Genomic DNA, 14,536 nt, shown 5'->3' with positions numbered 1-14,536 from the left:
AACCCGTTCTTTATGAATGATAAAGGGTGTTCACGTTCGGCGCACGTGAACACCGTGAACACTCGTGAACGCCTCATAATCAGACCATTGACGTTATCGCTGACACAAGTGCGTTACCAGGCGGATATCTACTCCACCTTCATTACCTTCGTCCGCTTACTTATCCCGTTCTCGTTAAAGGCTTCAATCTCGAAATAGTAAGGCGTATCCTTTTCCATACCATTAAAATAGTACTCGTTTACGTTATAAACCATAATGTTATTATACAATTTATCCGGTTCTGTGCCTGTATAAATGGTGTAGCCAACAGCGCCGTCTGTTTGCTGCCAGCGCAGCCACGAGTTACGGCTTTCGGCCTTGCCGCGCAGCACAATAAAGTTTTTAACGGTATCGGGCGGTGTACCCGCGCCTTTGCCAAACACCCTGAAACCCGACAGCGCGAACTTTCCGGTAGGCATGTGCAGGTTGGTTATCTTTAAATAACGGGCCCTGGCCGGGGTTTTCAACTCAATATAATCGTGCGGAACATCGGTTTTGTTCCTGCTTTTATCTACCAGCGTTCGCCAGGTTTTACCATCAATGGATGAACTGATGATATATTGGTGAAATACGCCCAGCGATTTGCCTATAAAGGTGGCATCCTGGTCGGCATAGTTGATTTGTATCGCCCGCACGGTGCTTACCTCGCCCAGATCAGTTTGCAGCCATTCGCCTTTGCTGGCGGTTTTTGCGCTCCAGTAAGTTTTGATATCCTCATCTACCGCCAGGTTTGGCACATAAGCCCCCAGGGTTGATGATACCTGCACCGGTTTGCTATAATTCAGCAGCATCCAGCCGGTAAAATTGCTTTTGAGGTGATCTTCTTTCCCGGATGCCAAATAATGTGGATAATCGCCATAGGCGGTATTGGCATACAGTACACCATCGTTATCAAAACCGGCCGGCCAAAAGCCAATACGGCGCTCAAAGTTGTTCTTTACATCAACAACCATAGTACTGATGTGCCAGTAATTGCCATATTTATCGGCCCAGGTGGCGCCATGCCCGGCACCTTTTGCAAAGCCGCCTGGCTTATAGCTGAAAGGGTTATGCTTTTGATAAGTGAACGGACCAAGCGGTTTATCGCCCACATACACGCCATCCCCGTAACCCCTGCCTTCGGTACCCGGCGCGGCATACTGCAGATAGTATTTGCCGTTATGCTTGTTCATCCAGCCGCCTTCCATAAAGCCGGTCAGGAACACGTTATCATTGTTCTCGCCAAAGCGCTCCCAGCCGTGTTTCTCCCAGTCGAGTTTGATCATCTCCTTTTTTGGGCCGATGGGTTCAAATGTTTTGCGGTCTATCTCCTGCCCGTACATCGGAAGGGTATTACTGCTGCCATGATAGATATATACCCGGCCGTCATCATCTGCAAACAAACCGGGGTCCCATGCGCCCACCTTAAAGTAATCCTTAGCTGCTTTCCAGGTATCGGTGCGGGGGTCGGTGCTCATCCACAGTGTAAAATCCTTGTTGTAAGTAGAACCGATAACCAGCAGGGTATCGCCCAAAACCAAGGTGCCGGGGGCGCAAAGCTCATCGCCCTTTACCTCGTTGTACGGCCTTACAAACTTGCGCGAAACAAACTTCCAATTCAGCATATCGCTGCTCCACCAATAGCCAAACTGGTTGGTGCTGAACAGGTAGTAATTGCCTTTAAAGAGGGTCATGGTTGGGTCGGCAGTGGCGCGGTGCTTACCCCATGCAGCAAAATTTTCAAATGGCGTGTAGCCGTAGTCGAGATTCAACGGGTTACAATAGGTTAAGCGTTTGGTTTGTGCCGATGCGTTAATGGCAAACGCTAATATAAGTATGGATAAGACGCGTAATTTCATATCGGAAGATGCAAATTGGTTAGCAGATCAAATATCTGTTTTTATGGGGATAAAAGTATGCGCTATGCCGAACTTGTTTTGGCGGAGATTTACTCACCCCCTGCCCCCTCTCTGCTGTGCAAAGAGGGGGTGCTTGATCGCTTTTTCTTCACCCTCTTTGCGCAGCAGAGAGGGTCGCGCACGAAGTGTCGCGGGGTGAGTAGTTGTACCAGCGATAAACTCAGGTCGGCATGACGGCAATTGTTATAGATTACCGAATATTACAACAACAAGCGGGTTACAGCGTTGCTTATGTTAGATACTCCCCGTACCTTCACTTTACATTTACACTACCAACTATGAAATACAGAACTTTAGGCAAAACCGGTGTGCGGCTTTCGGCAATTGGACTGGGCTGCATGGGTATGAGCCACGCTTACGGCGAACCTGACGATGCAGAATCTATAGCCACCTTAAACAAAGCCTTTGAACTTGGCATAAACTTTTGGGACACCGCTGATGTTTATGGCAGCGGGCAAAACGAAAAGCTGGTGTCGCAGGTGCTGAAACCCAACCGGGATAAAATATTCATCGCCACCAAGTTTGGGTTTACTGCGGATAGCACCGGCAAGCTATCGGGGTTCAATGGCTCGCCTGCTTACATGCGTACTGCGGTAGAGGCCAGCCTTAAACGCCTGCAAACGGATGTGATAGACCTTTATTACGCCCACCGTGTAGACCCTAATATACCCATTGAAGAAACCGTTGGCGGCATGGCCGACCTGGTAAAAGAAGGCAAGGTAAAATATATAGGCCTTTCGGAAGCATCGCTTAACAGCATCCGCCGTGCGTATGCGGTGCACCCTATCGCCGCCCTGCAAAGCGAATATTCGTTGCTTACCCGTGATGTAGAAGCCGAAATAATGCCGCTATGCAACGAGTTGGGAATTTCTTTTGTTCCGTTTAGTCCGCTGGCACGGGGGTTAGTTACCAACAAGCTGGATGTAAGCGAACTAAAAGAAGGAGATTTCAGGAAAACGCTGCCGCGTTACCAGCAGGACCATGCCGAGAACAACCGCTTGCTGGCCGAAGGTTTTGCAGATATAGCGAACGAAATAAACTGTACACCCGCGCAATTAGCGCTTGCCTGGGTACTGGGCCGGGGTGATAACATCATCCCTATCCCCGGCACCAAGAAGCGTAAATATTTGCAGGAAAACGCGGGCAGTGTAGATGTAGAACTGTCCCCAAAAATTCTTGAAGAAATTGAAGCTTTATTGAAAAAATTCCCGGATACCGGCAATAGATATAACGCAGGCAATTTAAAGTTTATGGATAAGAATTGATCACATCGGGGCGGCCTTGTAGTAACCTCATAGTACACGGAAAAAGCATAAAAAGGTATTTGCTATCTTCGCCTTTTAATCTGTCATAAACTATGAACAACATTATAAACCGTTTTGCACAACTATCGACGCTTGCGTTACTTATCATTACCATCGCCTCGTGCGATAGATCGGCCAAAACCAATACACCTGCTAAAGATAGCACCGCGTTAATAAAGCATGGCGCGGCTGTTGACTCGGGTAAGCTGGTAGGCGCATGGCACGATGAGGCAATCAAATCTGACAAGGGCGAAGAAATTGCGTACGAGGTGATCAGCAGCGGCCATAAGGTGTATATACAGGCCATTACTTTCACAGGCACTAATCTTACGCTTAACGATACCCCACCCATTACCCCTGCCGCATCTGAAATAAAAAAGGATGGCGATAAATACGTTAGTGTTGAACGCCCCGACGAAGTTTACAAAATTAACCACGAAGGCAACCTGGAGATATACGATAAAGGGGTATTAGTGGCTACCTGCAAGCGGTTGATATAAGCTACTTGTGGTTTTTATTCCACCCTATCTTCATTTTTCCTTCCTCTTCGTGGGCGCGTATATGCAGTACAATGCCTTTGTAACGTTTTTTTGCACGCTCCGCAAGGTCGTTTATTTTGAAATCATCCTTGGGGCTACGCAACGGGATATCCAGGGCAATATCGGTACCATGGGTTAAGCCGTAAACACCGGCTACATCCACATTCAGTATACTGCTGCTTACCTGCATCGGTTTTATGGTAATCATATCACCATTTACCAAAAAGTGCGCGTCAAGGTTAGGTATGGTGATGTTTTTAAGATTACGGAAAGGGAACGCGAATTTGCCCACGCCCATTAATGGTTGAAAGTTAATTAAAGCGGCATCCTGCAAATTAAGGTCAAGCGTGCCTTTTATCGATCGGGGAACCAGGTTGCCTGCATCGGTTACGCCACCGGTAATACTTGTTTTGGCCGATAAAAATCCTTTCAGGTTCTCGGCAGTAAAATCCTGCAGGCCAAAATTATTAAACGCTAAAAAGAACTCACGCATATTAACGTGGCTAATGGTTGTATTTACAGCAAACCTGTTTAGCGCGTTGCCCTGCATCACCTTGCCGTTTACCCGCAGCGACCCTCCGGCGTGCTTAAGGCTGATATTTTTTATAATCACACCATCGTCGGTGGTGATGAGGTGCGCGTTGGCATCGGTAGCTAAAAACTTTTTATAATAAACCTTGCCTACCTGCATGTGCATTTCGGCCTTGCCACGTTCAAGTACATTGCTTAACTGATCGACCACATTGCCGCTATTGCCCCGGGTTTTTGCGGCGGGGGCGCCTTTACGCGGGCTTAGAAAACCCATAAACTCGTTAAGATATAATTGCGGGCTGTGGATTTGCCAGGTAAGCAATATCTTTTCGGGGGCGTTGTAGTAAAGATTTAAAAAATTATTTACCCGGCCTTCCATCGTTACAACGCTGCGGCCGCTTTGCAGCCGAATGTTGTTTAGTATCAGATCGTCGCCAACAAAGTTCAGCGACAGCGAGTTGTTTTTTAATTTGAGGTTACGGGGCAGGTAATAAATATCGGTATTACGCAGGTTGATGGATCCGCGGATGATGGGTTTGTTTATCTTGTAATCGATGATATCAGCCGTATAACGCAGGTTCATATCTGCCGATCCGTTATTAAATTTCGCCACATCGTCTTCCAAAAACCAGTTGAGATCGGCCGCCGGGAAACTCGATTTAAAATTACCTGTGGCAATGGGCTTCAGCAGGTTAACAATGCTGCCGGTATCTATGGTAAAAGGCAAATGGTTGTAGCTGCCTTTAAGGCCAATGAGTTTAATAAAGGAGTTATCATCGCCGTAACCCTTATCCTTAATATAATTATTACTGTAAATGCCATCAAAGCTGCAATTGTCCAGTTCGGCGCCGGGTATGGTTACTTTGCTATTCCTTATTTTAGCGGTAACATACAGTTTAGGGCCGCCGCTGCCGCCCGCAAAGCTGCCGTTCAGGCTGCAGGTTACATCCATAGGCTTGCTGATGTCAAATCGGTTAAGCACCTGTGTAATATTGGGCGCCAGCAAAGCCGAAGCGTTCCGCCACAGTATCTGGTCGGCAACAATGTTTATAGTAAAGCTGGCCGATGGCTTATCGGCAGTTGCAAAAACGGCGTTTATTTTAAAAGGATCGTCGCCAATTTTTAGCGGCGAAACAGCCACATTTACCTTCCCGCTTTTTTCGTTATACCCGGCCTTAAAATCACCTTTTAGCTGTTTATTTTTGATAAAACTACCCCGCAGGCTGTTAAACGCCATGCTTTTGGCCTGTACATCCAAATGGAAATCAGCACGCCAGCCGCTATCCGGGTACTGCATTTTCCCGCTAATGTCGTTCACCGCAAAATTGAACAGCTTGTGCTTGCTGCGGTCGTCTATAGTAAAATTAACATTACTTAAGCTGAATTTTTTTAACATGGTAGACGAACTGCTCTCTGATGGGTTATCCTTTAACTTTTTGTTATCCTTTTTGAACACGGCGGTATTGCTGTACCCGGTGCTATCCGTAAACAGGTCGATAGCCGCGTTGCTGATATCAATGTGGTTAATATCTATAACACCCCTAAGCAAGGCTACTGTATTTAATGATATATTAAAATCTTTGGCATCCAGCAGGGTATGCTTATGCTGCGCGTACTTTTTATCGCGGATAAGCACGTTTTGCAGGGTTAACGAAACATCAGGAAAACCGCTGAAGAAACGGGGCTTCATATCGCCGATGATCAGTGTGCCATCCACGCTCTTATCCAGCTGGCGGTTCACCATCTCAAGCACCTTTGCTTTATTGTAAGTGATATACAAGGTAGCCCCAATCAATATCAGCACAACCAGCAGTACCAGGCCGGCAAGTATTTTAAGCGAAGTTTTTAACCACTTAGGCATATAGCATTTACAAGGGTAATACCTAAATAAGGTGTTTTGTTTGCTTTGTAACAGAATGGTTAAGAACGGGAAGGAATAAACCGGGATGAAGCGGATTTATACGATTGACAGGTTTTGATTGTGCCCAAGGTAGCGATGGGTATAAAACCCATCGCTACGAGTAAACCCAAACAACGCCCCACCTCCTTTGCTGCTCAAAAAGGGTGGGGCAGCGCAGCGTAGTCAGGTGAGTAGCTAACCGACATGCTCATCGCTCCTATATTTTACTCACCCGGTCGTTGCTCCGCTCGACCACCCTCTCTCCGCAAGCGGAAAGAGGGTTAGAAATTTCTCCACCCTCTTTGCTCAGCAGAGAGGGTCGCGCACGCAGTGCCGCGGGGTGAGTCAACAACACGCAAGCAAATCTATTTACCAATAATCCCTATATTAGCCTCACATAAACCATGGCTAATACCGCACCCCAATTACGCACTGTTAATGTTACCCGCTACGTTACCCCGTTGCGCGAGGGCGGCTCATTGCCTGCTATTGCCGAGGCCGACGACGGCTTTTTATATGTGCTTAAATTCCGTGGCGCGGGGCAAGGGCCAAAAGCGCTGATAGCCGACCTGATAGGTGGCGAAATTGCCCGTAAGCTGGGTTTTAAAGTACCTGAGCTGGTATTTGCCAATCTTGATGAAGCCTTTGGCCGTACCGAACCCGACGAGGAGATACAGGACCTGTTAAAATTTAGCGTAGGGCTAAACCTGGCGCTGCATTATCTTTCGGGTTCTATCACGTTCGACCCGGCGGTTACTTTTGTAACGCCCGAAACAGCTTCGCAAATTGTTTGGCTGGATGCGCTGCTGATGAACGTTGACCGTACCGCCCGCAACACCAATATGCTGATGTTTAACCGTGAGCTTTGGCTGATAGACCACGGCGCTGCCCTATATTTTCATCATAGTATGGACAAATGGGAAGAACAGGCTATGCGCCCCGTTTGTGCAGATAAAGGATCATGTGCTGCTTCGCAAGGCGACTGAACTGGAGGCGGTTGATGCCACTTTTAAAGCGGTACTAACTCATGATTTCATACAATCGGTGGTTAACCTGATACCCGATGAATGGCTAACCGACCGCTCTTTTGAAACCGCCGACGAGCAGCGGCAGATATACGCTAAGTTTTTGAACACCCGCTTAGCACACTCGAATATTTTTGTAAAGGAGGCGCACGATGCAAGACAGGCACTTATTTGAGTATGCCGTGATACGCGTTGTGCCCAGGGTAGAGCGCGAGGAATTTATAAACGTAGGCGTGGTGTTGTTTTGCAAAAAACAGCAGTTTTTAAAAATGAGGTACAGCATTGATAAAGACCGCCTGCTGGCTTTGTCAAAAGACCTGGATATTGAAGCGCTGGAAGAAAACCTGCTGTCGTTTCAGCGTATCGCCATGGGTGGTAAAGATGCCGGCCCTATTGGCGAGTTGGATGCAGCATCGCGTTTCAGATGGCTTACGGCTACGCGCAGTACGGTTGTGCAAACCTCAAAGGTGCACCCTGGTTTTTGTGTAGATGGCGAGGATAGCCTTACCCGACTGTATCAGCAACTGGTGAAATAGGCAGTCCACTCAATCGTTTTCGCAGAATAAAATATAGGGCATGTAAAATGTACACTATAATATAGTAAATTAGCTTTGCGAAACCAATACAAAGCGACATCATGACCTTTATTTTTAAAACCAGGGCGCTTGCGCTATGTGTATTTTGTCTGTGCATCTTTACGGGCGCCTTTGCCCAGCAGAAGTTCAAAGTAATTGCTTTTTACACCGCCAAGAACGATCAGGCGCACATCAGCTTTGTGCACGAGGCCAACAGGTGGTTCCCGCAAATGGCCAAAAAATACAATTTCGGGTATGACTCTACCAGTAACTGGAACAACCTTAACGCTAAATTCCTGGCCAATTATAAGGTGGTGATATTTCTAGATACCCGGCCGGAGGACCCCGCCCAGCGCGCGGCCTTTGAAACCTACATGAAAAACGGCGGCGGCTGGATGGGTTTCCACTTCGCGGCATTTGCCCTTACCCCGTCAGATTATCCGCAAAATTGGGATTGGTACCACAACGAGTTTTTGGGCGCCGGCCAGTATAAAAGCAACACCTGGCGACCGGTTTTCGCTGTTTTAAAGGTAGAAGACCGGATGCACCCCGCTACCAAAAACATGCCGCAGGATTTTAAAACCTCACCCTGCGAATGGTACCGATGGGAAAAAGACCTTACTAAAAATCCGGATATAAAGATACTGGCTTCGATAGATCCGGTGAGCTTTCCGTTAGGCACCGGGCCCAAACCGCAGGAGATATGGCACAGCGGCTATTATCCCATCGTGTGGACAAATAAAAATTATAAAATGATCTACTTTAACTTTGGTCATAACGATATAGACTACGAACATCATACCAATAAAGAACTATCCCAAACATTTAACAATCCCGTACAGGATAAGCTGACAATTGACGCGCTGTTATGGCTGGGAAACGGCAGAAAGGCCGGAACAAAATAACACAACTTAACCTCGTAAATATTCAATCAATTCAAACCATAACTTCAGCCCTCACCCCATGAAGAAAGGATTTTTAATTGCCGGCCTGTTATGCTTCGCGGCAGGCGCTTTTAGCCAGGCACCCGCCGCAAAAAAGAAAGTGCCGTACTCAGCAGCCAATAAAACGGTAAAAATGTATGTCACCGAAAAGGGCTCCAACAAAAGGCTTGCCCCCGCAGGCGAGTTAAAATTTTCGTCGGACCCGCAACCGCCCGAAACCGAAACGGTGGTTTTTGTTGACCCCGAAAAGCAGTTTCAAACCATGCTTGGCATTGGCGGCGCATTAACCGATGCCGTTGCCGAAACATTTTACAAGCTGCCAAAAGATAAGCAAACAGAGCTTTTAGAAGCTTATTACAGTAAAACCTCGGGTATTGGCTTTACCCTCGCCCGTACCAATATTCAAAGCTGCGATTTTAGCAGCGGCAGTTACAGCTATGTTAGCAATAGCGATAAATCCCTATCAACCTTTGACATCAGCCACGATAAAAAATACCGCATACCATTCATAAAAGCGGCAACCGCGGCGGCAGGGGGTAAGCTAACCATGTATGTATCGCCCTGGAGCCCACCTGCATTTATGAAAGATAACAACGACGTACTGCACGGCGGGAAGCTTAAACCTGCGTTTGCGCAAAGCTGGGCAAACTTTTATGTAAAGTTCATTAAAGCGTACGAAGCGCAGGGCATACCAATATGGGGCCTTTCGGTACAAAACGAGCCTATGGCTACGCAAACGTGGGAATCATGTAAGTACACGGCCGAAGAGGAGCGCGACTTTGTAAAGAATTATTTAGGCCCAACACTTTGGAAACAGGGCATGAAAGCAAAAAAACTTATTGTTTGGGACCACAACCGCGACTTGCTTTACCAGCGCGCAAGCACCATTTTAGAAGACCCTGCGGCCGCCAGATATGTTTGGGGTATCGGCTTTCACTGGTACGAGACCTGGACAGGCGCTGGCCAGAATTTTGAGAACACCCGCCTTACCCATGCCGCCTTCCCGGATAAGAACCTGATATTTACCGAGGGCTGCGTAGAGAAATTTGATTTTAACCGTTTGGACGACTGGAACCTGGGCGAGCGCTACGGCCTGTCGATGATAAACGATTTTAATGCCGGCACCGTAGGCTGGACCGACTGGAACATCCTGTTAGATGAAAAAGGCGGGCCTAATCATGTTGGCAATTTTTGCTTCGCCCCGGTACATGCCGATACCCGCACCGGCCAATTGCTTTATACCAATTCGTACTATTATATTGGTCATTTCTCCAAATACATTAAACCCGGCGCTAAACGCATCGCCGCCTCGGCAAGCCGCGATAAGCTGTTGACCACCGCTTACCAGAACCCTAACGGATCGATAGCCGTAGTGGTAATGAACCGCACCGACGAGAAGATAGAATACAGCTTATGGATAAAAGGCAAGGCCGCCAAAACCGTAAGCGCGCCGCATTCCATTGCAACACTGGTTGTACAATAACTATGGTTCTTTAAAAGGAGAAGCTCCGGCAGACGGAGCTTCTCTTTTTAAACGCTGCCTTCGTCCTTGATGCCTTTAAGCAGCGCAAAAATTGCCATAGCGTGGCCATGGCCCAATTCAAAATCTGCTTTCAGCCAGTTAGTAATATCGCCCGCTTTCGCAGCAAGCTCTCCGTTTTTGGTAAAACCTTTTTCTTCGGCCATAGCCCTGAAATCTGCCGGGCCCTTTCCTGTTTTCTGTTTGATCGTGTTTAAGTACGCTTGGAATGACATAATTGTTGTTTATTGATAGTAGAGTTAGCTGGCGAAAGAAAGATCATGCCTATGCAAAGCTTCCTTTAAAACAGGTATAGCACTTTTGCCGATGCCATGTAATTTCATGATCTCTTTTTCGGTAAACCGCGATAGGTCCCGCACACCTGTTATACCCGCATTGACCAGCGCCCGTTGCGCGGGTTGCGATAATTTATTAAACGGGTGGTCGGTTTTTGCTTCTTTCATTATCTTTTTAAACAAATCTACCTGCTTTCGCTCTCTCCTGTAAGGTGCATACGCGACATTTTAAAGGTTGTTTACGACGGCCGGCTCCCAAAAAAAAGCGGACAACCACATGGGGCTGCCCGCTTTATCATCACTCACTCACAAAAATTATCCGGCAGTTGGGGCTTTAGGGCCTCTCCTGTTTTTCATTCTTTCTTTAAACTTGTTCTTCATGTCGGTATAGCTTTTCAGCTGGTCGGCATTTAACACAGCTTTAAGTTCGCCGTCGGTCTGGCTCATTATGGCCTTACGGTTTTCTTTGTTAGCCTTACGGTCGGTTGCAGAACGGTTTGCTTTCAGGCTATCCATTTGGGTAGCGCGTTTCAGCAAAATAGCGTTCACTTTAGCGTATTGGTCTTCAGACAGCGTTAATTTTTTTTGCAGCACTTTGCTCATACGTTGTGCCTTTTGTTCGGGTGCTATATGCCGGCCACCGCGTTTGCCGTGCATTCTGCCTTTAAAGTTATGCCTTAAACCTGCATACGCTTTTAGCTGGTCGGCAGTTAAAAGGGCTTTTACATCGGTATTGGTTTTAACAGCAATAGCTTTGCGTGCCTGCATGTTCGCCTTGCGGTCGGCCGATTTGTTTGCACGCAGGCTATCCATCTGCGCGGCGCGGTTAGCCATAATAGCACTTACTTTAGCCGACTGATCTGCCGAAAGGCTTAGCTTTTTAGTAAGCGCCTGTGTTGCAAACTGTGCGCGTTGTTCAGGGGTTTTACGTGCCCTTTGGGTTTGTGCCTGGGCAAATACCACCGTACCTGCCAGGAATGTTATCATCAAAAGTAATTTTTTCATGTTTTGTTAATTTTTGATGTATGACTGCAGCAGGCGGCTTATGGTTTAACCGGTGCGTTTGTCATTATAGTAACATTTATAATACAATCAGTTGCAGGATCAGACCGAACGGTCTATATTTGATCCGTCAACCAAAAAAGATGACCAAAGCAGAAAGAACCCGTCAGTTTATTATAGAGCAATCAGCACCGCTGTTTAATACTAAAGGTGTTGCAGGTACAGCCATGAGCGATATAATGGAAGCCACCAAAATGGCCAAGGGCGGCCTATACGGTCATTTTGAAAGTAAAGAAGCGTTATCCTGCGCCGTGGTAGATTACTGCCTGACATCGTTAAGCGAAAAAATTGCGGCAGCGATGAACAAAGAGAAAACGGCCAAAGGAAAACTATTTGCCTACCTTGATTTTTTAAGCAACCCCGACAACCCGCCGCTGCAGGGCGGCTGCCCTATGATAAACTTTGGCATGGAGGCGGATGATACCAACGCGGTGATCAACGAAAAGGTGCGAAAGGGTATGGAGTGGTCGGTAAAGCGGGTTACCAATGTGATTATTGAAGGCATTGGTACCGGCGAATTTCACGCATCGTGGAACGCCCGCGAATTTGCTATAAAACTTTTTACAATGATGGAGGGTGCAATTATGATAGCCCGCGTTATGGGCAATAACCATAATATCGGTACCATTATTAAAATGCTTAAGGCGGAAATTGAAGCCCAGGTAGTATAACACTTTTTTTATGACATAAAAAAGACCGAACGGTCTATAACTAACAATCAATTCACAACAAAAAAACACATAAACATGAAAGATCAAAAAATAGCCCTTATAACAGGCGCTAACCGTGGCATAGGGTTCGAAACTGCCAAACAGCTTGGCGAGCAGGGCGTAACTGTTATTTTAACAGCACGTAGCTTAGATGTGGCTAACGATTCGGCAAATAAGCTTAAACAACTGGGTATTGATGCGTACGGCGCCAAACTGGAAGTAACCAGCGCCGACGACCGTGCTGCTTTGGCAAAATACGTAGAAGAAAAATTCGGCAGGCTGGATATACTGGTGAACAACGCGGGTGTGGCGCCAAAACGGTCGCTGTTTGAAAAGATAACATCCGCAACTGATGAAGAAGAGTTTGAATACGTGTTTCAGACAAACTTTTTCAGCGTGGTGTATGTAACCAACGCTTTGCTCCCTTTGCTCAAGAAAAGCAGTGCAGGCCGCATTGTTAATTTATCAAGCATATTAGGTTCGCTTACACTGCATGCGGAAACTGATAGCCCTATCAAGGATATTAAGGTACTATCGTACGATGCTTCAAAAGCCGCGTTGAACATGTTTACCAATCACCTGGCTATCGAGTTGGAAGGCACCGGCATTAAGGTAAACTCCGCGCACCCCGGCTGGGTTAAAACCGAGCTTGGCGGTACCGATGTTGCACCAATGGAGATTGTTGACGGCGCGAAAACCAGTGTAGAACTTGCGCTTGCAGGCGAAGATGGCCCCAATGGCCGTTTTATCCATTTAGGGGAAGAGTTGCCCTGGTAATTGTCAGGTATCAAGAGAAAAGGCCGCTATGCATTCATAGCGGCCTTTTTTAATTACAAAAAAATAAATCGACCGCGTTGTAAAACATATTTTAATTATCTTGGGAAAAATATCTTATTACTTAATTCCTAACATGTCTATCTCGTTACATCATATCTGGAAGGTTTATAAGATATTTGGCAAAAACGCGCTTAAAGACAATTCAGGGGATGAAGTTGAGAGTTTAACGGCCTGGCGCGAAAATCTTTTCATTAAAATTATCCTTTACTCAACACCTGCAAGCCTCGTAGCGTTAATTCCCAGCGTTATCATCCTGTTGAACAAAGGCCATGTTTTTATTCCGGCATATGATGTATTTGCGATCATAACAATCCCGGCAATTTCCCTTAACCAGCGTATCAAAACATCTTTCAAAAAATTATACGTAGTTATTGTTTTTTATGTGCTGGCTATTATTGTAATGGTTTCTTTAGGTTCTTTTGGAATGGGGAGCATTTACCTGCTGGCGCTGGCTGTTTTTATCACGTTGTTGTTTAATGGCCGCGCCATTTTGTTGTCATTGGTGGTAAATTTCGGCATCTACCTATTCTTTGCAGGGGTAATTTATTTCAGGCTGTTCAATTCTCCGCTTATAGCCATGTATCCCCTTGATACCTGGGTGTTCATTACCTCCAATTTTATATTTCTGAATATAGCGGTTGTAATCGTATTACGACATATAATCATAGGCCTCGAAAAAAACATTATAAAGGAGGCCAGGTTGCGGCACAATTTGCAGCGGCGCATAGCGGAGACGACCGCACTGAACGCGCAACTAACGGAAACAGAGAGCCACTATAAAAGCCTGTTTTTCCGCAACCCATCGCCTATGTGGATATTTGATCCGGATACATTGCAGTTTTTGCAGGTAAATGGCGCCGCTATACGGCAATACGGCTTTACCAGGGAAGAGTTCAACACGATGACCATCAAAGACATCAGGCCGCCAGAAAAGATCGGTAACCTTATTGAAACACTTGAACAATTAGACCACAATGTACCTTCTATTTCAACTGTTATCCATAAAGCTAAAAACGGGAAAGAGTTTCACGTAGAAGTAAGATGCAGCAGTATAGTTTACAGGGGTAAAAGCGAGCGTTTGGTGATTGCCCGCGACATTACCGAAAGCATACTATACACACAAGCCATTGAAAAACAAAACACCCAACTGCGTGAAATAGCCTACATGCAATCGCATATTGTGCGCGCACCTTTGTGCCGTATTTTAGGGCTGATACCCATGATCAATGCAGACAGTGATAGCGAGGTGAATAAAGAGATAATAAGCTTCCTTGAAACCTCGGCCCAGGAGTTGGACAGCGTGATCAAAGCCATTGTTGACAGGACCGAGAACACAGACATCGACCTTAAACAGTAA

13 protein-coding genes and 1 pseudogene are annotated in these 14,536 nt (G+C 46.5%); 9 read left to right on the top strand and 5 right to left on the bottom strand.

The features are described from left to right. Positions 1-128 precede the first annotated feature (128 nt). A complete protein-coding gene (locus GWR56_RS09915; protein WP_162431016.1) occupies positions 129-1,877 on the bottom strand; it encodes a family 43 glycosylhydrolase in 1,749 nt (582 codons plus the stop codon). A gap of 338 nt (positions 1,878-2,215) precedes the next feature. Here GWR56_RS09915 and GWR56_RS09910 point away from each other — a divergent pair, with 338 nt between their 5' ends. Further along, positions 2,216-3,202 carry an aldo/keto reductase gene (locus GWR56_RS09910; RefSeq protein WP_162431014.1) on the top strand — a complete coding sequence of 329 codons (987 nt, stop codon included), beginning with the start codon at positions 2,216-2,218 and terminating at the stop codon, positions 3,200-3,202. 92 nt (positions 3,203-3,294) lie between these two features. After that, on the top strand, positions 3,295-3,741 hold the full coding sequence (locus tag GWR56_RS09905; RefSeq protein ID WP_162431012.1) for a hypothetical protein: 447 nt from the start codon (positions 3,295-3,297) through the stop codon (positions 3,739-3,741). A 1-nt stretch (position 3,742) separates the two neighbouring features. Here the strand turns inward: GWR56_RS09905 and GWR56_RS09900 are convergent, their stop codons facing one another. After that, positions 3,743-6,172 carry an AsmA family protein gene (locus tag GWR56_RS09900; protein ID WP_162431010.1) on the bottom strand — a complete coding sequence of 810 codons (2,430 nt, stop codon included), beginning with the start codon at positions 6,170-6,172 and terminating at the stop codon, positions 3,743-3,745. A 443-nt stretch (positions 6,173-6,615) separates the two neighbouring features. Here GWR56_RS09900 and GWR56_RS09895 point away from each other — a divergent pair. The 4 genes and pseudogenes from GWR56_RS09895 (at position 6,616) to GWR56_RS09880 (ending at position 10,238) form a co-directional block, all read left to right on the top strand. After that, positions 6,616-7,411, top strand: a pseudogene (locus GWR56_RS09895) (HipA family kinase). Beyond that, positions 7,389-7,772 (top strand): DUF3037 domain-containing protein, encoded by a 384-nt coding sequence (locus tag GWR56_RS09890; protein WP_162431008.1) that lies wholly within the window; start codon positions 7,389-7,391, stop codon positions 7,770-7,772. The pseudogene GWR56_RS09895 and the gene GWR56_RS09890 overlap by 23 nt, the downstream one beginning before the upstream one ends. 101 nt (positions 7,773-7,873) lie before the next feature. Beyond that, entirely contained in the window at positions 7,874-8,716 is an 843-nt protein-coding gene (locus GWR56_RS09885; protein WP_162431006.1) for a ThuA domain-containing protein, read from the top strand. A gap of 58 nt (positions 8,717-8,774) precedes the next feature. Then, positions 8,775-10,238, top strand: coding sequence for a glycoside hydrolase family 30 beta sandwich domain-containing protein (locus GWR56_RS09880; RefSeq protein WP_162431004.1), 1,464 nt, complete (start codon positions 8,775-8,777; stop codon positions 10,236-10,238). A 47-nt stretch (positions 10,239-10,285) separates the two neighbouring features. Here GWR56_RS09880 and GWR56_RS09875 read toward each other — a convergent pair whose 3' ends face one another. The 3 genes from GWR56_RS09875 to GWR56_RS09865 form a co-directional block, all read right to left on the bottom strand. Continuing rightward, complete coding sequence (locus tag GWR56_RS09875) at positions 10,286-10,510, bottom strand: DUF4287 domain-containing protein (RefSeq protein WP_162431002.1); 225 nt, start codon at positions 10,508-10,510, stop codon at positions 10,286-10,288. Positions 10,511-10,534: 24 nt separating this feature from the next. Then, a complete protein-coding gene (locus tag GWR56_RS09870; protein ID WP_162431000.1) occupies positions 10,535-10,738 on the bottom strand; it encodes a hypothetical protein in 204 nt (67 codons plus the stop codon). Between the two features lie 147 nt (positions 10,739-10,885). After that, the gene (locus GWR56_RS09865; RefSeq protein ID WP_162430998.1) at positions 10,886-11,575 is read right to left on the bottom strand and encodes a hypothetical protein; all 690 of its coding nucleotides are present in this window, start codon (positions 11,573-11,575) and stop codon (positions 10,886-10,888) included. Between the two features lie 140 nt (positions 11,576-11,715). Between GWR56_RS09865 and GWR56_RS09860 the strand changes: the two genes are divergently transcribed. The 3 genes from GWR56_RS09860 (at position 11,716) to GWR56_RS09850 (ending at position 14,536) form a co-directional block, all read left to right on the top strand. Then, on the top strand, positions 11,716-12,303 hold the full coding sequence (locus GWR56_RS09860; RefSeq protein ID WP_162430996.1) for a TetR/AcrR family transcriptional regulator: 588 nt from the start codon (positions 11,716-11,718) through the stop codon (positions 12,301-12,303). Between the two features lie 75 nt (positions 12,304-12,378). Then, positions 12,379-13,119, top strand: a complete 741-nt coding sequence (locus GWR56_RS09855) for an SDR family oxidoreductase (RefSeq protein ID WP_202925400.1) — start codon at positions 12,379-12,381, stop codon at positions 13,117-13,119. Between the two features lie 133 nt (positions 13,120-13,252). Then, entirely contained in the window at positions 13,253-14,536 is a 1,284-nt protein-coding gene (locus GWR56_RS09850) for a PAS domain S-box protein (RefSeq protein WP_162430994.1), read from the top strand.

The sequence above is a fragment of the Mucilaginibacter sp. 14171R-50 genome (assembly GCF_010093045.1).
Classification (GTDB): Bacteria; Bacteroidota; Bacteroidia; order Sphingobacteriales; family Sphingobacteriaceae; genus Mucilaginibacter.
Note: the sequence above shows the minus strand (reverse complement) of the source record. Positions and strands in the feature narration are given on the sequence as shown.